Below are 17,489 nucleotides of genomic sequence, written 5' to 3'. Positions count from 1 at the left end.
TATCATGGGCTTGTTGAGAAACCCGACTGCCGACGGCATCCGTCGCTCTATCAGGAGGAAGGCCCTTATGAACCTGGTTTGCTTGGATTTGGAAGGCGTGCTGGTCCCGGAAATTTGGATCGCGTTCGCAAAGGAGACCGGCATCCCGGAACTCGAGCGCACCACGCGCGATGAGCCCGATTACGACAAGCTGATGGCGTACCGCCTGAACATCCTGCGCGAGCACGGCTTGGGCCTCAAGGAGATCCAGGAGACCATCGCGCGCATCGATCCGCTTCCGGGCGCCAAGGAATTCCTGGACGAGCTGCGCGCCACAACGCAGGCTATCATCATCAGCGACACGTTTACGCAGTTCGCGATGCCTCTCATGGCGAAGCTGGGCTGGCCTACGCTGTTCTGCAACGAGCTCGAGGTTGCCGAAAGCGGCGAGATCACCGGCTTTCGCATGCGCTGCGAGCAGTCGAAGCTGACCACGGTGCGCGCGTTGCAATCGTGCGGGTTCGACACCATCGCCGCAGGCGACAGCTTCAACGACTTGGGCATGATCAAGGCCGGCAAAGCGGGCTTCCTGTTCAAGAGCCCCGATTCCATCAAGGCCGACAATCCCGAGCTGCCGGCCTTCGACGAATACGACGACCTGTTGGCGGCCATCAAGGCAGCGCTGGTTTAGCGTCGCCGTCTTCAAGCGGGCGGCGCGCTGTTCTCGGCGTACCGCCCGCCTTCCATGAGAGCAGCGTGGCCGAGTTCGCAATGACCACGATCGATCCTGCGTTGTGCACGAGCGCCCCCACAACGGGATCGAGCACGCCCGTCATGGCCAGGGCGATTGCGATGAAGTTGAGGGTCATCGAGAACGTCATGTTCAGCTTGATGGCGGTTATCATACGGCGAGAAATCGCAAGCAAGTGGGGAAGGGCTGCGATGTCGTCGTGCACGAGCGCTATGTCGGCGGCGTCCACGGCGATGTCGCTGCCCGTTCCCCCCATGGCAATGCCCACGGTTGCGCGCTTGAGCGCGGGCGCGTCGTTGATGCCGTCGCCCACCATGCATACGGGCTCGCCCGCTGCTTCAAGGCGCTCGATGGCGGCGGTTTTGCTTTCGGGCAGGCAGTTGGCGCTCACGTTCTCGATGCCGACCTGCGCTGCTATGCGCCGTGCCGCTCGGTCGTGGTCTCCCGTCAGAAGGATGGGCTCGATGCCGAGCGCCTTGATGCCCTCAATGGTTTTGCGCGCCGTGTCCCGCACGGTGTCGGACAGGGCGACGAATCCCGCTGCGCGCCCGTTCACGGCGGCGAGCACCAAGGTGCATCCTTGGTCGGCGTGCGGCAGCGAGGACGCTTCGATCCCTTCGACGCCGAGAACTCCCTGTTCCAGCAAAAGCCCCCGGTTGCCGGCAAGCACATCGTTTTCTTGAACGGAAGCTCGAACGCCGCGCCCGGGGATCATCTGGAAGGTTGCGGGGGGCAGGGGGTCGGCTGCGCTCGCTTTGGTTGTCGCGTGCTCGCGCCACCCGCGTACCACCGCCTTGCCCAGGGGATGCTCGCTCATGCTTTCCGCTGAGGCAACCAAGGAGTACAGGCGATCGCCCCCGCTTACGGCGGTTACCTGCGGCTGTCCGTGAGTGAGCGTTCCCGTTTTGTCGAACGCCACTTTGCGCACCGTTGCCAGGCGTTCGAGCGCATCGCCTTCGCGCACAAGAATCCCGTGCTTGGTCACGTTGCCGATGGCCGCCATAATGGCGGTCGGCGTAGCCAGAACCAGAGCGCAAGGGCAGAATACGACCAGGATAGTGACCGCTCGGATGATCTCGCCCGTGACCATCCAGGTGCCGCCAGCGGCCGCCAACGCCACGACGACGATCCACGTAGCCCAGCGGTCGGCCAGCCGAACGATCTTGGCTTTGCCCGCGTCGGCAGATTCCACCAGGCTGATCATGCGGGCGAGCGAGCTGTCCTCGCCAACGCGCTCGGCGCGCATCTCGAACGCTCCGAATTGGTTCACCGTACCGCTTTTCACCTGGTCGCCCGGTGCTTTGTCCACGGGAAGCGGCTCGCCGGTCATCACCGATTCGTCAATGGAAGTGCAGCCGCTGATCACGGTGCCGTCGACCGCTACCGTTTCTCCTGGAAGCACGCGCACAACGTCTCCAGCCTGCACGTCTTGGGCGGGGACGGTGCGCACGTCGTCTCCGTGCACGATACGCGCCGTTCGCGGGGACAGTTTGACCAGGCCCTCGATGCCTGCCCGTGCTTTCGCTACCGTCAGCTCCTCCAAAAGCGCGCCAAGCTGCATGATGAGGGCGACTTCGCCCGCGGCGAAATTCTCGCCGATGGCCACCGCGGCGATGAGCGCCATGGAAACAAGGACGTCGGCTTTGACATCGAACTCGGTGACCAGGCCTATGACCGCGCCGATCACGATGGGCGCGCCGCATAAGACGATGGCGATCCATGCCGGATCGAAGGGGAGCAGTCCGGGCGCGAAGAAGCTGACGGCAAGCGCCAAGGCCGAAACCGCCAGCAAGACGATGTCTTTGCGGGTGCCGCCCGCATCCATGAGCTCTTCTACCTTTTCCAACGTCGGTATGCGCACCGCGACCATCTCCTTATACATATACCTATAGGGGTATATGTATAATAGCGCGCCGATAAAAATTATCCAAGGAAAACTTTTATGGTATGAAGCATGTTTCGCTGTCATATAGGGGAGCAGCGGGGACCTTGCGCGCGAAAAACCGCCTTCGCTGGCAGGTTTTTGCGTTTAGGGGTCGTCGCATCCGTCCGGGTAGGCACCTATGAACGCGCACCGTAGAAGCCCAAAGCTATGACCAGGCAAAACGGAAAGCACGCTGTGCTTCAGCGAAGGGAAGGCTCGACCCGACGACCTCAAACCGTCAAAACCTGCCAGCGAAGGCGGTTTTTCGCGCGCAAGGTCCCCGCTGCGAGGTATGCGGCGGCCGAACCCTGGTCGGCGACCCTGTCGTGCGGCCGCTGAACCCGGATCGGCGACTCTGTCGTGCGGCCGCTCTCGGGTCGGCAACTCTGTCGTGCAGCCGAGCCCCGGCTTCAGCCGCGCGGCAAGGCGAAGCGCGGCGGTCGGAAGCAACGGGGCGGGGCGTCGAAGCGACTCGCGCGGTTTTTCGCGCGCGTAAAACGCCGAACGCTGCGAGCAGGTTGTGATCGCAGCGTTCGGCGTTGAGGCGCGGTGGCTCTTGCGCGCCGTCACTTCATGTTCGAAAAGCGCTCCACCGCTTTCGTGAAGCTTTCTATGGTCTTGTCGGCGTCGCCGTGCTCGATGCCGTCGCGTACGCAATGCTGGATGTGCCCCTCAAGAACCACCTGCCCGCACTTGTGAAGCGCCGATTTTGCGGCGTTGATCTGCGAAAGCACGTCTTCGCAAGGCACGTCTTGGTCCACCATGCGGTCGATGGCCTGCACCTGCCCGATGATTTTCTTCAGCCTGCGATGCAGGTTGTCGGCGTCCATGCACTGCTTCATGACGTTCCTTTCGACGGCGCCGCATGTCCCGTCGTTTGCGGCGCATGCTCGTATTGTACTGGAAAAGCGCAGCCGGCACGTTCGGGCGCGACGCGGTAGCGCTTCTCGAACCGCAGGAAGAACGCCACCAGCAAACCGGCCGCCATAAGCGAGAACGGCACTCCCGCAAGGCTCGGCCACGCGTATCCGGCTCCTGCGTTGAGCACGGCCTGCCCGATCATCGCCCCGAACGCGTTGCCCAGGTTGTACGCCACCTGCACGCACGCCGACCCGATCATCTCGCCGCCGCCGCGCCCGACGTTCACCATGAGCAGCTGTTGGGGGCTGGATACGAAGAACATGCCGAACGCGCACGCGAACATGAGCGCGGCGGACGATGCCTGCGTTCCCGAGAACAGGAAGATAAGCGCGAGTGTCGCGCACCCCACGGTCTGCCCGATTGCCGACGTCTTTCCCGGCGTGGTTCGGTCCGATACGCGCCCGCCCGCCAGCGACCCGATCACCATGCCCAGGCCCGCCAGCACCAAAAGCGCGGGAACCTGGGATGCGGAAAACCCTCCTACGTCGGTCAGCCAGGGCGAGACGTAGCTCCACCAGCAGAACACGCCCGTGTTTCCCAGCAGCACCGCGCCGATGACCAGCCAGGGGCCGGGTTTTTTCAGGAAACGGAACTGGCCGGCAAGGCCCGCGTCGGGAATGGGATCGATGCGCGGGACGAAGCGCAGCACGAGCAGCAGCGACCCGACGGCCCAAACCGCGACGAAAAGAAACGCCGCGCGCCATGACAGCATGCCCGCCAAAAGCGTGCCGCCGGGCACGCCGAGCATGTTCGCCATCGTCTGGCCGAGCACCATGATGGAGACGGCCTGGCCTTCGTGCCCCGGGTCGGCCAGCTTTTTGGCCGCGATGGTGGCGGTGCCGAAGAACGCGCCGTGGGGAAGTCCCGAAACGAAACGGGCCGTCGTGAGCGCTTCTGCACTGGGAGCTGCCGCGGCGGCGGCGTTGCCGACGATCATCAGCGCCACGAACAGGAGCAAGAGCCTTTTCGGGGGCACGCGCCTTCCGAACACCAGAAACAGCGTTCCTGCGCATACGCCCAGCGCGTACGAGGATATGAAGGTTCCGGCGTCCGGGACGCTGACGCCCAGGCCGGCCGCGGCGATGGGGAGGATGCCCATCATGACGAACTCGGAAAATCCCAAGGCGAACGATCCGGTGGCAAGGGCTATGAGGCTTCGTTTCATGGGTCGGTGCGGTCCTTTCGAGATCGAGCCGACCCAGTATGCCACCGCTGCTGCGGGCAGCGCGGCGATTTTACCAGGATTGAACGCGGGTTCACAAAATGTGCGGACGTCGGGCGGGCGGCAGCCTCGGCCGCGCACGCGGCAGCCGCAACCGTGCACGCGGGCTAGGGCTGCAACCGCCTCAGCCGCCCGCCCGACGACTCAAATCCCTATTCGCCCAACACGTTGCCCACGCGCACGCATTCGGCGCTGGCTTCGTCGTCGGGGTAGTCCTTGGCGATGACGGAGTCCGCTACGATCAAGCCGGCTTCCTCGGCGCGATGCTCCCAAAGCTCCATCCATTCGCCGTCGTTCCAATCGTACGAGCCGAACAGCACCACCGTGCGACCGGCCAGCTTAGGCTCCACTTCCTCGTACATGGGAAGAAACTCGCCGTCCTCCAGCTCCTCGTCGCCCATAGCGGGGCATCCCAGGGCGAAGGCGTCGTAATCGGCCACATGGGATGCGTGAAAGTCGGACGCTTGGAAGATGTCCGCCGTGCTTCCCTTCGCGCGCACGCCCTGCGCTATAAGGTCGGCCATGGCCTCGGTGTTTCCCGTTCCGCTCCAGAAAACGATTGCGATCTTGCTCATGTCATGCTCCTATCGGGTTGGTGTTCCTTCGCTGGTCGAGCGACGCGGACGCGTTGCCGAAACAAGCTGCGCGCCCGTGTCGCCCGACGCCTGCGTCGGGGTTCGGCACGTGGTTCTAGCCGGCGGCGCGAAACGCCTCTGCGGCGGGGAAGTCCTCGTCAAGCGAGGCGAGGCATTCCAGGGGAACCCCCTCGTCGAACAAGCACTCGTACACGGTGGTGCAGTTTTTGTAGCAGCAGAAGCATGCTTGGGCGTCGCGCTCCTGCGCGTACACCTTCCAGCAGCCGCTGCACAGGAAGTTCTCGCCGCGGTTCTCGATGAATCCCACCACGTCTTCGTAGGGGTAGCCCAAAAAGAACCCGATCTCGTGGGGAAACGAGCAGCAGCCGGTCAGCTGGCTTTTCACGTCCGTTCCGCAGATGCGGCGGTGCAGGCGCTCTATGCATGTGGAAAGGCAGGAGGGGTCGTAGCCTTCCTTGCGCAGGTATGCCGCTACGTTTTCCTGCTGGATGCTCAGCTTGAGAAGATGGGGCCGGTACACGTATACAAGGGGGCCGGCCGGTCGTCGCGCCAGCACCTCGATGCGCACGCCGCACGGTGCCAGCTTGACGCGCGCGGTGCGAAGCGCCTTCGAGAAGCTGTCCTGGTACTCGTGCGGGTCCACCGGGTTCGGTCCGTTTCCGCGAATTCCCGGCACCGATTCGTCGCGGCAGGTGAACAGGTTGGCCGGCTTGAGCGCTGCCAGCACGGGGGTGCAATGGTGGATGAGCTTTCGCTCGAAGTCCAACCGGTAGTGCATGTCGTCCATAATATCCGTTCTACTCGGAAAAGTTAGGTTAGGGTAACTTATAACGAACGAAGCGGTACGCGTCAAGGGATGCGTGCGAAAAAAGCTGCAAGATGCACTCGATTGCGCTGCGGCGGAGGGGGCCGCGCGCCAGCGACGCGGCGCGAAGGGGGCTTTTCGGCGTCGGCATCGTTTCGCATGCCCGTTCGCGGCAGGGAAGGAACCGGTCGCAGGCGGGTATCGGGGATGCCGGTTGACCTTGTAATTGTTGCAACCCCCAGGATGGACCCACGCCCGAAAGCGATGAACGCCCGTTTTGGTTTTCATCCGCTTCGTTTCCGTTACGAACCTGTCCAAGCAAGAGCAGCGAAGAAGAAGGAGGCAGAACCATGAAGGCAACCAATAAGAAGACAGCAGCGAAGAATGCTTCGGTCCGCTCGGCGGCGTCGGCATCGTATCCTGGCGCAGACGAGCTTGTGGCTCGGATCGGCCAGCTCCATGGGCAAGAGCTCCGCTGCGCCGTGCGAGGGCTTGACGAAGCCGAGCTTCTGGCGTTCGCGGCATCCGATCGGGTCAGCCGCGCCGCGCGCATCGCCGCCACGGCCGCGCTCGACGACGTCGACCTTTTGATCTCGCTTGCATGCGCCGACGTGGCGACGTTCGTCCGGCGCGACGCCTTGCGCCGCATCGAGGAAGTGCTCGACGGGGGTCCTGTCGCAGCTGAGAAGATCGAGCGCCTGCTGCCGTGCCTTGGCGATCCCGACCTGATCGCGTTCGCCGTGGCCCTGATGGACGAGAGCGGCTTCGACTGGTGCGCGCGCTGCGATCGCGGCGTTGGGCACGTGCTGTGCGCAGCCATGAGCGGATGCCGCTCCATCAACGAGTCCGTTCTGCTGGAAGACGCGTTCGCCCAGCTGGCGCACTGCCGACCCGACTTGCGCGCCGATCTGCAGGCATGCACCCCGGAAAGCTTCATTCCCCGCACCGTGTACACCCCCATGATCGCGAGCGGACCGCTGCTCGTCGACAACGTGGCGTAATCGACGAAAGAAAAGATAGGAGCCCGCTATGAGAAAGACGAACACGCGCAACGCCTTCATCAGGCAGATGCTCGAAAACGAGCGCCTTATCGAGGCATCCCCCGAGTTCAGTTACAAGGCCCTTGTCAAGAGCCGCCAGGATTACGACGAGCTGTACCGCCGATCCATCGAAGAGCCGGAGGCGTTCTGGGGCCAGATGGCGTCCGAGAACCTTGATTGGTACCGCGGCTGGGACGCGGTGGAGGAGTACGACTTCAGCTCGGACGAGCCTTTCGTCCGCTACTTCCGCGGCGGACAGATCAACGTGTCGTACAACTGCCTGGACCGCCACCTGGACGGCCCGCGCCGCAACAAGGCCGCGCTCATCTGGCAGGGGGAACCTTCGGAGGAAGTGGACGTCTACACCTACCAGCGCCTCCACCGCGAGGTTTGCAAGGCGGCCAACATGCTGTCCAGTTTGGGCGTGAAGCGCGGCGACCGCGTGGTGCTGTACCTGCCCATGGTGCCGCAGCTGGTCATCTCCATGCTGGCGTGCGCGCGCATCGGCGCCGTGCACTGCGTGGTGTTCAGCGGGCTTTCCGCCGAAGCGCTCAAAGACCGCATCGAAGACTCGGGCGCTACCGTGGTGATCACCGCGAACTACGGGTACCGTTCCGGCAAGATCCTGCACCTCAAGGACATCTGCGACAAGGCTGTGGAAGCATGCCCGCAGGTCAAGCACTGCGTGGTGGTGCGGCGCATCGAGAAGCGCACGGAAATGGCGGCCGATCGCGACGTGTGGTGGGACGACATCATGGCCGGCGAGGCTCCGTCGTTCGAGCCCGAGCGCATGGAGTCGAACGATCCGCTGTTCATCCTGTACACAAGCGGCAGCACGGCGAAGCCCAAGGGCATCGTCCACGGCAGCGGCGGGTACCTTCTGTACGCGACGCTCACCACGAAGTACTCGTTCGACCTGAAGGAGAACGACATCTTCTGGTGCACTGCCGACGCGGGCTGGATCACGGGCCATTCCTACCTGGTGTACGGGCCTTTGGCCAACGGCGCCACGGCGCTCATGTTCGAGGGCGTTCCCAACTATCCCAAGCCCGACCGGTACTGGGAAGTGGTCGAGAAGTTCGGCGTGAACGTTTTGTACACGGCTCCGACCGCCATTCGCTCCATGATGAAGGACGGCGAGCGCTGGGTGAACGAGCACGACATCAGCAGCTTGCGCTTGCTGGGGTCGGTGGGCGAGCCTATCACGTCGAAAGCGTGGCTGTGGTACTACTCGGCCATCGGCCAGGGCCGATGCCCCATCGCCGACACCTGGTGGCAGACCGAGACCGGCGGCGTCATGATCACCACGCTGCCCGGCGCCGTGGACATGAAGCCCGGATCCGCTGCGCTGCCGTTCTTCGGCATCGTGCCCAAGGTGGTGGGTGCCGACGGCGAGGAAACCGCGGCGGGAGAGTCGGGAAGCCTTATGATCGCGCGCCCGTGGCCTGGCATGATGCTGGGAGTGCACGGGAATCGCGATACGTTCAAGAACGTGTACTTCCCGGTGCCGGGCGCGTACTTGACCGGCGACGGAGCCTATCGCGACGAGGATGGGTACTTCTGGATCACGGGCCGCATCGACGACGTCATCAACGTGTCGGGCCATCGCATCGGCTCGGCCGAGATCGAAAGCGCGCTCGTGTCCTGCCTGCAGGTTGCCGAAGCCGCGGTGGTGGGATACCCCCATCCGGTCAAGGGCGAGGGCATCTACGCGTACGTGACGGTCAAGGAGGGCGCGGTCATCAACGACGACTTGCGTGACGAACTGCGCAATCAGGTGCGCGAGGTCATCGGGCCTATCGCCACGCCCGACGTGATCCACTTCGCGAAGGCGCTGCCCAAGACCCGAAGCGGCAAGATCATGCGTCGTATCCTGCGCAAGATCGCCGCCAAGGAAACCGACAACCTGGGCGAGATATCGACGCTTTCCGAGCCGTCCGTCGTGGCGCAGCTCATCAAGGAAACCGGCCGCATGAGCGCCTAACCGGTCGATGGAATGGAAGAAGGGCCGCATCGAGGAAAGATGCGGCCCTTCTTTTGCGTTGCACCCGAATTTCAAGCTGCCCTTTGGTTCAAGGCTGCCGTGCGGGCGGGAGCCTCGCCGACCGGGGGCGCCGTTCGTTTCGCCCGCACGGCGCGCATGCGCGCCGTTACTCTTCTATCAAGGTGGATATGTGCAGAAGGTAGTCCTCGGGGGAATCCGAGGTCAGATACGAGTTCACGTCCATCTCGAAAATGGGCCCCGCCTGGGTGAACCCCTCTTCTTCGATGTAGGTCAGCAGGTCGGCGTAGGATTGCGCGACCGTACGAGGGCCTCCCTGATGCAGGATGACCGCATACGTCCCCTTGGGCTTGCGCAAGATGCGCCCGTCGAGCTTCTCGGGGTTTTTCGGCGGATCGATCCAGGTGATCAGCTTGGTGTAGCGAAACGCTTCAGCGTGCTCGGCGTCCGGGACGTCCACGATCCTTCCCAGGGGAAACGTGGCAACGCTCGCGGCGGTCCTGCAGAACCGCGCGTGCTCGCTGATGGCCTGGGCGTAGGTGTGCTCCGTGTGCGAGCACGCGATGTCGGTGGTGATGAAGCAAAGCTCGTCCCAGTTGGCAAGCGAGGGCTTGCTTTTGGGGAAGCGAAGCGCGCGCTGGGTGATGTAGCGCATCTTCTCCATCATGCCGATGCGCGCGTTCAGCACGTCGCGCTGGCGCTGCAGGCAATCGATGCGTTCTTGAATGCTTCCCAAGAACAGCTCGGTGGTGCGATGGTCCAGGTAATCGCGGATCTCCTTCGTCGACATGCCGGCGTCCATGAAGAAGCGGATGGCGTCGTAGAGGTACAGCTGCTCAAGCGAGTAGTACCGATAGCCGTTGTCGGCTATGATCTTGGGTTTTAGCAGGTCGATGCGGTCGTAGTGGATCAACAGCTCCCTGCTGATGTTGCACATGCGAGAGAATTCTCCCGACGAGAGCAGCATGGGCTGCCTCCTTTCGCGGGCGCGGCGCGGCGCCGGACGATCCTTGGTGCGGCACGGCGCGAGCGACCCGGCTCGAATCCGACCGTTGGTAAAAGGAAATATTAGCACGCGCGCGTACGCAATCGGTCGCGGAAACGGGCAGCGAGGGGAACGCGCCCGCAAGCGACCGTCAATCTTGCGTAAAAAGAGCCGGTACCTGTCAGAAAGTTCTTGATTTCCGACAGGTACCGGATTATTATGTGCTCCTGCATTATGAAAGGTACCTGTCAAACCTTCTGGGGGAGCGCGATATGGACGAGAATTCGAAGTGCTCCAATCACGGGGGCGAAGGCATCGAGGCGGCGGCGAATCGGATCGTCGACGAGCCTGCGCTCGACGCTAACGTGCTGCTCTACGAAAAGCTCGTCGCGCTTCAGCACCTGCTTATACGAAGACGGTTCTCGGTCGAAGGCGGAAGTCCTTTGGCCGATCCGACGCGCGGGCAGGGCAGGATCTTGGCGCTCCTGAAGGTGAAAGACGGCGTGAGTACGAAAGACATGTCCAACGTGCTCGACATCAGGACCTCGTCGCTCAACGAGCTTCTGGGAAAGCTCGAAGGCAAGGGCTACGTTTCCCGCGAGCAGTCGGAAGAAGACGGGCGCGTGATGGTGGTCAAGCTTACGGACAAGGGCCGGGCCGTCAAGCAGCCTTCCGCCAAGGAAGGCCCTGCGGATATGTTCGACTGCCTCGAGGAGTTCGAGAAGGAGCTGTTCGGCTCATACCTCGATCGCGTCGTGGCTGTGCTTGAAGACGAGATAGACGAATGCGAAGAAGGCGGCTTGGAAGCGGTTCGCCGTCAACGCGAAGAGGCGTTTCGAAGGTTGTTCGGCGAGGATGACCGATTCGATGCGGAAGAGGGGCTTCCCCACTTTGCGGCGTTCGGGGCGTTGGCTCATTTTGAAGGATTCGATTCGTTCGGCGGCAAACGGCGCGATGGTCGCGACGGCACCCGGCGCGGCGGTAGGCGAGGAGGCAGCATACATGAGGGAGCATAATAAAACGAACGTCCCGGACTCGAGGAGGAGCGTCGTGGTGGGCGCGTCCTCCGTTGCTCCGGCGAACGTGATCGATCCGTTTGCCGAAGGCGCCTTCTCCGGCGGCTTTTCCGAGGAGATGCGGGCCATGGCGTTCGGGCTGGTCTTGCAGCTTGGCGAGGACGACTCGGATCTGCGCGCCGCGAACGAAGACGGCGAGATCGTTGGGTCTGCGGCTACGTTTCGCCTCGCGCACCAAGAAGATATAGCCACCATCTGCGATTTCCGCTGCGCGCAGTCGGTCGAGTACTGGGGGCTCGCCCCGTCGGGCGATGCGTGCAGGCTGTTCCATGCCGAGACCGAGGCGTTCCTGCGCCGCACGCTCAACACCAGCGTGTTCTTCGCGCTGGTGGAGCAGGGCGGCGAGGTTGTCTCGATGTCCGGCCTGGAAGCTGCCGACCGCATTCCCACCATCAGCGCCCACGGCGGCGCCCAGCGCAGCGCTACCGTGGTTGCGTGCTACACGCCGCCGCAGCATCGCGGCAGGGGGTTCATGCGCCGCATGCTGTCGGCATGGACGTCCATGGCCCCTATGCTGGGCATCGACACCATCTACATGGAAACGCACAACGATTCGATGCGGCACCTGGCGCAATCGGCCGGCTACGAGCATGTGTCCGACAAGTACCGTCTGACCCTGCCCGTGGGCGAGCCGCTTGGCACCGACGCCGATTCTCAGGTGCGGTTGGTCGCCGCCTGCTAGCTTGGCGGGGCTTGCGCTCCGTTAGTTCAGCGCTATCGTGGCGGACGTGCTGACGGGGGCTCGGGGCGACTCCGATGCTGAGGCGTACGCCGCCGTTGCCTGCGCGGGGCCCTGCCCTGCATCGACGGCGGTCATGAGCGCTTTCCAGTTCTCGGGATCGGGTGTGACCAGCCACAACTGCGTTTCCTCGTCGATGCCTCCGGTGTACGGACCGCTGGTGGCGTGCACGGTGATCTGCGACCCGTCGACAAGCTCGTCGGCCCACAGCGACTGCGTTTCAAGCGTCACGTTCGTGGTGACGAACCCCTGCAGGGCTCCAAGCAGGGTCTTGGTTTGCGAAGGGTCGGCGAACGCCAGTTGGATGAGGTTCACCATCATCTGCCGATCCACCACCTGGCGCATCATGTCCTGCTCCAGGTTGTAGTCGCCGTAGCTTGTGCGGGTGCGCGAAAGCGCCATCGCGCGCCATGGCGTCAGAGTCTGCTCACCCTCGGCGAACTGCTCGTTGGGGTAGTCCTTCGTGTAGAAGCTGTAGTCCAGGGCGTACGGCAGGTTCACGTTCAGGCCGCCGAAGTGCTCCACGATGCCTTGGAGCCCCTCGAACCCGATCACAACGTACTGCGTCACGTCCACGCCCGCGACGCTCGAAACCGCAGCGCACTGGGCTTCGGGGCCTTGGTTGCAGTACACCTGGTTGAGCTTCGACACGCCGCCGTCCGGCGCTACGTACTTGGTGTCGCGCGGAACGGTGACCAGCGATATCTGGTTGCGCTCGAAATCCAGGCGCATGAGCATCATGAGGTCCGCGCGCCCCGGGGTGTAGGCGCCCCAGGAGTCGTCGCCTATGACGAGCACGTACTGGGCGTCGGGGTGCTCCGGCTGGGCAAGCGGCGCATCGCGCACCGTTTGCGCGTCGAGCGCGTCGGTTGCGGTCTTGCTGTCGGGTTGCTGCGCGGCGGAGCACGAGCAGAGCAGCGCCGCCAAAAGCGCTCCCGCCAGCACGAGGACCGCCTTCCCGACAAGGTTCGCCTTTCCCGTTTTCGTCATGTCCACCCTCCCTTTGATGGTGCTGCTGCATTGTCGCGTCTGCGCGCTCTATGGTAGCGCACGGCGGGTCTTGCGGGAAAGCGCTCTCTGGCCGAGCGGAAAAAACCGCCCTGATCGAGCCGCGTCGCCATCTGCGGAAAGCCGTTGGGGCGCTTAAACCGCTCGCTCGCGGGGCATAGCCGTGCAATTTCGCAAAAAATCCTTTTCCCAGGTGGTTCTTGCGGCAAAACATGACCAGACGAAGGTCGTTTGCCGCTATAATTATGCACCTGGATCGCCGTGCTGGTAGGGAGAGACCGCAGGTGACGGCGTCCGAGTTCCCGCGAGCGAGATCGGTTGGCGGGAACCCCTGTCAATATTTGATCGACAATGGAGGAATCGAATGGCATCTACCGACGCGCCCGCGCGCTCTGCGTGGTCGGGCAAATGGGCGTTCATCCTGGCTGCGGCCGCTTCGGCCGTGGGCTTGGGAAACATGTGGCGCTTCCCGTACTTGGCCGCCCAATACGGAGGCGGCACCTTTTTGATCACGTACCTGGTGCTGGTGTTCACGTTCGGCGTATCGCTGCTGCTGCTTGAGACGGCGCTTGGCCGCAAGACCGGCCAATCCGCCATCGGCGCGTTCAAGAGCTTCGGCAAGAAGTACGCGTTCATCGGCATTTTGGCATCGGTGGTGCCGTTCATCATCACGCCGTACTACTGCATCATCGGCGGCTGGGTGACGAAGTACACTGCTGCGTACCTGATCAACGGCCCCGAGGCGCTTGCCGACGGCGGCGACTTCTTCACCGGGTTCATCACCAGCAACACCGAGAGCTTCCTGTGGATGCTGCTGTTCATGGCCGTCGTGTTCATCGTGGTGTCCCTGGGCGTGAAGGGCGGCATCGAGAAGGCCAACCTGGTCATGATGCCGGCGCTCATCATCATGGCCGTGGGCATTTCCATCTACACGCTCACCATGCCCGGCGCTCTTGAAGGCGCTCTGTACTACCTGGTGCCCGACTTCAGCAAGTTCTCTCCCGAACTGGTGATCGGCGCGCTCGGCCAGATGTTCTACAGTTTGTCGCTCGCCATGGGCATTATGATCACCTACGGCTCTTACCTGGACAAGAAGTCCAGCCTGACCTCGAGCGTCACGCGTATCGGCGGCTTCGATATCGGCGTGTCGTTCCTGGCCGGCCTCATGATCGTGCCCGCCGCGTTCGTGGCCATGGGCTCGGGCGAGGCCGTTGCGGAGAACTCCGGCCCGTCGCTTATGTTCGTCATCTTGCCCACCGTGTTCGCGGACATGGGCGGTGCTGCTACCATCATGGGCTTTCTGTTCTTCCTGCTGGTGCTGTTCGCGGCGCTGACCAGCGCTATTTCCCTTACCGAAACCTGCGTCTCCATCGTGCAGGACGGTGCCGGCTGGTCGCGCAAGAAGGCACTCATCACCGTTATCGGCGTGGTGGTCGCAGCGGGAATCTTCGTCAACTTGGGGTACAACGGCCTGTCGTTCATCGAGCCGTTGGGTCCGGGATCGAGCCTGCTCGACTTCTTCGACTTCATCTCCAACTCGGTGATCATGCCTATCGTGGCGCTTCTTACCTGCGTCTTCGTTGGCTGGATCATCAAGCCGAAGACCATCATCGACGAAGTGGAGCTGACCGGTCCGTTCAAGATCAAGAACGCCTGGGCGTTCATGATCAAGTACGTCGCGCCGGTGCTGGTGGTCGTCATCCTGGTGGCGTTCGTCGCTCAAACGTTCGGGCTGATCAAGTTCTAGCGTCGCTTTGCGTTCGCCTGTCGCATGTTTTCGAAGCGCCCCGCATCGTCGGGGCGCTTCGTGCGTTGAGGTGCGGCCTACCCGATCCGGCGGAGCGCCGGATCGGGTAGGCCGCACGAGGCGGCGGGCTGCCAGCCCGCACGGGCGCGCGCCGGAAAACATTGTCGCCCCAAACGGACGTTTTGGCGCCGAAAACCGTACGTTTGGGGCGACAATGCGGTCTGGCGGTGGCGTCCGGCGCGATCCGGCGCGGTCCGGCGCGGTCCGGCGCGGTCCGGTGCGCGAAGTTGCATGCGCTGATGGGTTTGCTGATAGGTTGCGTGGGGTCTGTACGCGCAGGCGCACGGACCCTTTTCATTTGCTATCATGGTTCGATACGTTTCAAACGCTTGAGAAGGATTACTCCATGTCATTGTCCATCGGTATCGTCGGCCTGCCGAACGTCGGCAAGTCCACGTTGTTCACCGCTCTTACCAACAAGGGCGGCCTTGCTGCTAACTATCCCTTCGCCACCATCGAGCCCAACGTGGGCGTGGTGCCCGTGCCCGACGCGCGCCTGGACGCGCTGGCCAATATCGACCATCCTACGCGCATCGTGCCCGCCACCATCGAGTTCGTGGACATCGCGGGCCTGGTGGCCGGCGCCAGCCAAGGCGAGGGCCTTGGCAACCAGTTCCTTGCGAACATCCGCGAAACGGACGCCATCTGCGAGGTCGTGCGCTTCTTCGGCGACCCCGACGTGGTGCACGTTGCGGGCAAGGTGGATCCGCACAGCGACGTGGATACCATCAAGACCGAGCTCATGCTGGCCGACATGGCCACCATCGAGAAAGTGCTGCCGCGCCTGGAGAAGGAAGCGAAGCGCGACAAGGACGGCGCCAAGAAGGTCGAAGTGGCCAAGAAGGTGCTCGCGGGCCTGGACGAGGGGCATCGCGCGCGCACGCTGGGGCTTGACGAGGACGAGCAGGCCGCCATTTACGATCTGCACCTACTGACCATGAAGCCCATGCTCTACATCGCCAACGTGGACGAGGATCAGCTGGACGCCGAACTGCCCGAGATCGACGGGTGCCGCCCCGTGCCGATCAGCGCGAAGGTGGAGGCGGACCTGGCCGAGCTGGATCCGGAGGAGGCGAAGGAGTACCTGGAGGCCATGGGCCTTGAGGAAAGCGGCCTGGCCCGTTTGGTGCGCGAAGCGTACAAGCTGCTGGGTTTGCAGTCGTACTTCACCACGGGCGTGCAGGAAACGCGCGCTTGGACTATCCCCATCGGCGCGAAGGCTCCGCAGGCCGCGGGCGTCATCCATACCGATTTCGAGCGCGGCTTCATCAAGGCCGAAACGGCCTCGTACGAGGACTACGTGGGCCTGGGCGGCGAAAAGGGCTGTCGCGACGCCGGCAAGCTGCGCCAAGAAGGCAAGGAGTACGTCGTCCAGGACGGCGACGTCATGCACTTCAAGTTCAACGTGTAAGCAGCGCGATGATGCGATAAGCTGCATAACAGCCTTTCGTCAGGCGTTATGCAGCTTTTTTATTGGGGGAACGTGCGGAGGACGAACATGCAGACGAGCGAAAAGTTGGCACCGCTGGGCTTCGGGTTCATGCGGCTGCCGGAAACGGAACTTTCGGACGGGTCGAAGGAGATCGACATCGAGCAGGTCAAGGAGATGGTCGACCTGTTCATGGATGCGGGCTTCACGTACTTCGATACGGCGCGCGGCTACCATGGCGGCAGATCCGAGGCTGCGTTGCGCGCGGCGCTCGTCGAGCGCTATCCGCGCGAATCGTTCCAGATCGCCACGAAGCTGCCGGCGTGGCTGGCGAAGGATGCCGATCATGCGCGCGCCATGTTCGACAAGTCCTTGCGCGAAACCGGCGCGGGCTACTTCGATTACTTTCTGCTGCACAACCTGGGGGAGGATCGCACCGCCCAGTTCGACGAGTACGGTCTGTGGGACTTTCTTGCGCGGAAGAAGGAAGAGGGCCTGATTCGCAATCTGGGCTTCTCCATTCATGACAAAGCCGACGTGCTCGAAGAGGTTCTGGCCGCTCATCCGAACATGGATTTCGTGCAGGTGCAGATCAACTACGCCGATTGGGAAAGCCCGACCATCGAATCGCGCAAGTGCTACGAGGTTGCGCGCGCCCATGGCCTGCCCGTGGTGGTGATGGAGCCCATCAAGGGCGGATCGCTCGTGAAGCTTCCCGATGCGGCGGCAAACCTGCTGAGCGCGGCGCAGCCCGACGCGTCCCTGGCCTCGTGGGCATTGCGCTTCGCCGCGTCGCTGCCGGGCGTGGTTTCCGTTCTGTCCGGCATGTCCACTCCCGATCAGGTGCGGGAGAACGTGCGGATCATGCGCGACGCCCGGCCGATGGCCAGCGAGGAGCGCGCGCTGCTCGATCAGGTGCGGGCTATTCTGGACGGCATCTCCACGGTGCCCTGCACGGATTGCCGGTACTGCCTGAAGAACTGCCCGCAGGACGTGCGCATTCCGGCGGCGCTCGCGTCGCTCAACATCCTGGCGCTTTACCATGACGAGTTCCGCGCCCAGGAAAACTACGATTGGAACGTGTCGGACGGCCTCGCGTCGTCGTGCATTGCGTGCGGCGCGTGCGAAGACGTGTGCCCGCAGCATATCCCCATCGTCGAGGAACTGGCGCGCGCGGCAGAGCTGTTCGAGCGCTAAAGGAGGAG

At 63.3% G+C, this 17,489-nt stretch carries 15 protein-coding genes; 8 read left to right on the top strand and 7 right to left on the bottom strand.

Features of this window, described 5'->3' with window-relative positions; genetic code table 11:
• The first annotated feature begins 4 nt into the window (after positions 1 to 4).
• Positions 5 to 670, top strand: coding sequence for a bifunctional phosphoserine phosphatase/homoserine phosphotransferase ThrH (gene thrH, locus ACTQZK_RS10565; protein WP_231088210.1), 666 nt, complete (start codon positions 5 to 7; stop codon positions 668 to 670).
• On the opposite strand, the gene ACTQZK_RS10560 is transcribed toward thrH, so the two are convergent.
• The 5 genes from ACTQZK_RS10560 to ACTQZK_RS10540 all read right to left on the bottom strand — a co-directional run bounded on the left by ACTQZK_RS10560 (position 651) and on the right by ACTQZK_RS10540 (position 6,180).
• Positions 651 to 2,600 carry a heavy metal translocating P-type ATPase gene (locus tag ACTQZK_RS10560; protein WP_441899627.1) on the bottom strand — a complete coding sequence of 650 codons (1,950 nt, stop codon included), beginning with the start codon at positions 2,598 to 2,600 and terminating at the stop codon, positions 651 to 653. The genes thrH and ACTQZK_RS10560 overlap by 20 nt on opposite strands.
• A 620-nt stretch (positions 2,601 to 3,220) precedes the next feature.
• Positions 3,221 to 3,496 (bottom strand): metal-sensing transcriptional repressor, encoded by a 276-nt coding sequence (locus tag ACTQZK_RS10555; RefSeq protein ID WP_114566838.1) that lies wholly within the window; start codon positions 3,494 to 3,496, stop codon positions 3,221 to 3,223.
• Positions 3,493 to 4,740: an MFS transporter gene (locus ACTQZK_RS10550; protein ID WP_441899623.1), complete on the bottom strand. Its 1,248-nt coding sequence runs from the start codon at positions 4,738 to 4,740 to the stop codon at positions 3,493 to 3,495. Before ACTQZK_RS10550 ends, ACTQZK_RS10555 begins: the two co-directional genes overlap by 4 nt.
• A gap of 209 nt (positions 4,741 to 4,949) precedes the next feature.
• A complete protein-coding gene (locus ACTQZK_RS10545) occupies positions 4,950 to 5,372 on the bottom strand; it encodes a flavodoxin (RefSeq protein WP_114566840.1) in 423 nt (140 codons plus the stop codon).
• Positions 5,373 to 5,487: 115 nt separating this feature from the next.
• On the bottom strand, positions 5,488 to 6,180 hold the full coding sequence (locus ACTQZK_RS10540) for a DUF3793 family protein (RefSeq protein WP_114566841.1): 693 nt from the start codon (positions 6,178 to 6,180) through the stop codon (positions 5,488 to 5,490).
• Between the two features lie 368 nt (positions 6,181 to 6,548).
• Between ACTQZK_RS10540 and ACTQZK_RS10535 the strand changes: the two genes are divergently transcribed.
• Both ACTQZK_RS10535 and acs read left to right on the top strand, forming a co-directional pair.
• Complete coding sequence (locus tag ACTQZK_RS10535) at positions 6,549 to 7,199, top strand: hypothetical protein (protein ID WP_114566842.1); 651 nt, start codon at positions 6,549 to 6,551, stop codon at positions 7,197 to 7,199.
• A gap of 28 nt (positions 7,200 to 7,227) precedes the next feature.
• Entirely contained in the window at positions 7,228 to 9,222 is a 1,995-nt protein-coding gene (gene acs / locus ACTQZK_RS10530; RefSeq protein ID WP_114566843.1) for an acetate--CoA ligase, read from the top strand.
• A gap of 166 nt (positions 9,223 to 9,388) precedes the next feature.
• Here the strand turns inward: acs and ACTQZK_RS10525 are convergent, their stop codons facing one another.
• A complete protein-coding gene (locus tag ACTQZK_RS10525) occupies positions 9,389 to 10,207 on the bottom strand; it encodes a MerR family transcriptional regulator (protein WP_216529983.1) in 819 nt (272 codons plus the stop codon).
• A 290-nt stretch (positions 10,208 to 10,497) separates the two neighbouring features.
• Between ACTQZK_RS10525 and ACTQZK_RS10520 the strand changes: the two genes are divergently transcribed.
• Both ACTQZK_RS10520 and ACTQZK_RS10515 read left to right on the top strand, forming a co-directional pair.
• Positions 10,498 to 11,241 carry a MarR family transcriptional regulator gene (locus ACTQZK_RS10520; RefSeq protein ID WP_114566845.1) on the top strand — a complete coding sequence of 248 codons (744 nt, stop codon included), beginning with the start codon at positions 10,498 to 10,500 and terminating at the stop codon, positions 11,239 to 11,241.
• Positions 11,228 to 11,983 (top strand): GNAT family N-acetyltransferase, encoded by a 756-nt coding sequence (locus ACTQZK_RS10515; RefSeq protein WP_147269863.1) that lies wholly within the window; start codon positions 11,228 to 11,230, stop codon positions 11,981 to 11,983. The genes ACTQZK_RS10520 and ACTQZK_RS10515 overlap by 14 nt, the downstream gene beginning before the upstream one ends.
• A 21-nt stretch (positions 11,984 to 12,004) precedes the next feature.
• Here the strand turns inward: ACTQZK_RS10515 and ACTQZK_RS10510 are convergent, their stop codons facing one another.
• Entirely contained in the window at positions 12,005 to 13,030 is a 1,026-nt protein-coding gene (locus tag ACTQZK_RS10510; protein ID WP_225748840.1) for an LCP family protein, read from the bottom strand.
• Between the two features lie 382 nt (positions 13,031 to 13,412).
• Here ACTQZK_RS10510 and ACTQZK_RS10505 point away from each other — a divergent pair, with 382 nt between their 5' ends.
• The 3 genes from ACTQZK_RS10505 (at position 13,413) to ACTQZK_RS10495 (ending at position 17,481) form a co-directional block, all read left to right on the top strand.
• Positions 13,413 to 14,795 (top strand): sodium-dependent transporter, encoded by a 1,383-nt coding sequence (locus tag ACTQZK_RS10505; protein ID WP_114566848.1) that lies wholly within the window; start codon positions 13,413 to 13,415, stop codon positions 14,793 to 14,795.
• A 406-nt stretch (positions 14,796 to 15,201) separates the two neighbouring features.
• Entirely contained in the window at positions 15,202 to 16,266 is a 1,065-nt protein-coding gene (gene ychF / locus ACTQZK_RS10500) for a redox-regulated ATPase YchF (protein WP_441899622.1), read from the top strand.
• Positions 16,267 to 16,353: 87 nt separating this feature from the next.
• Complete coding sequence (locus tag ACTQZK_RS10495; RefSeq protein WP_441899621.1) at positions 16,354 to 17,481, top strand: aldo/keto reductase; 1,128 nt, start codon at positions 16,354 to 16,356, stop codon at positions 17,479 to 17,481.
• The last annotated feature ends 8 nt before the right edge of the window (positions 17,482 to 17,489 follow it).

Source organism: Paraeggerthella sp. LCP19S3_G8 (assembly GCF_052119225.1).
Classification (GTDB): domain Bacteria; phylum Actinomycetota; class Coriobacteriia; order Coriobacteriales; family Eggerthellaceae; genus Paraeggerthella; species Paraeggerthella hominis.
Note: the sequence above shows the minus strand (reverse complement) of the source record. Positions and strands in the feature narration are given on the sequence as shown.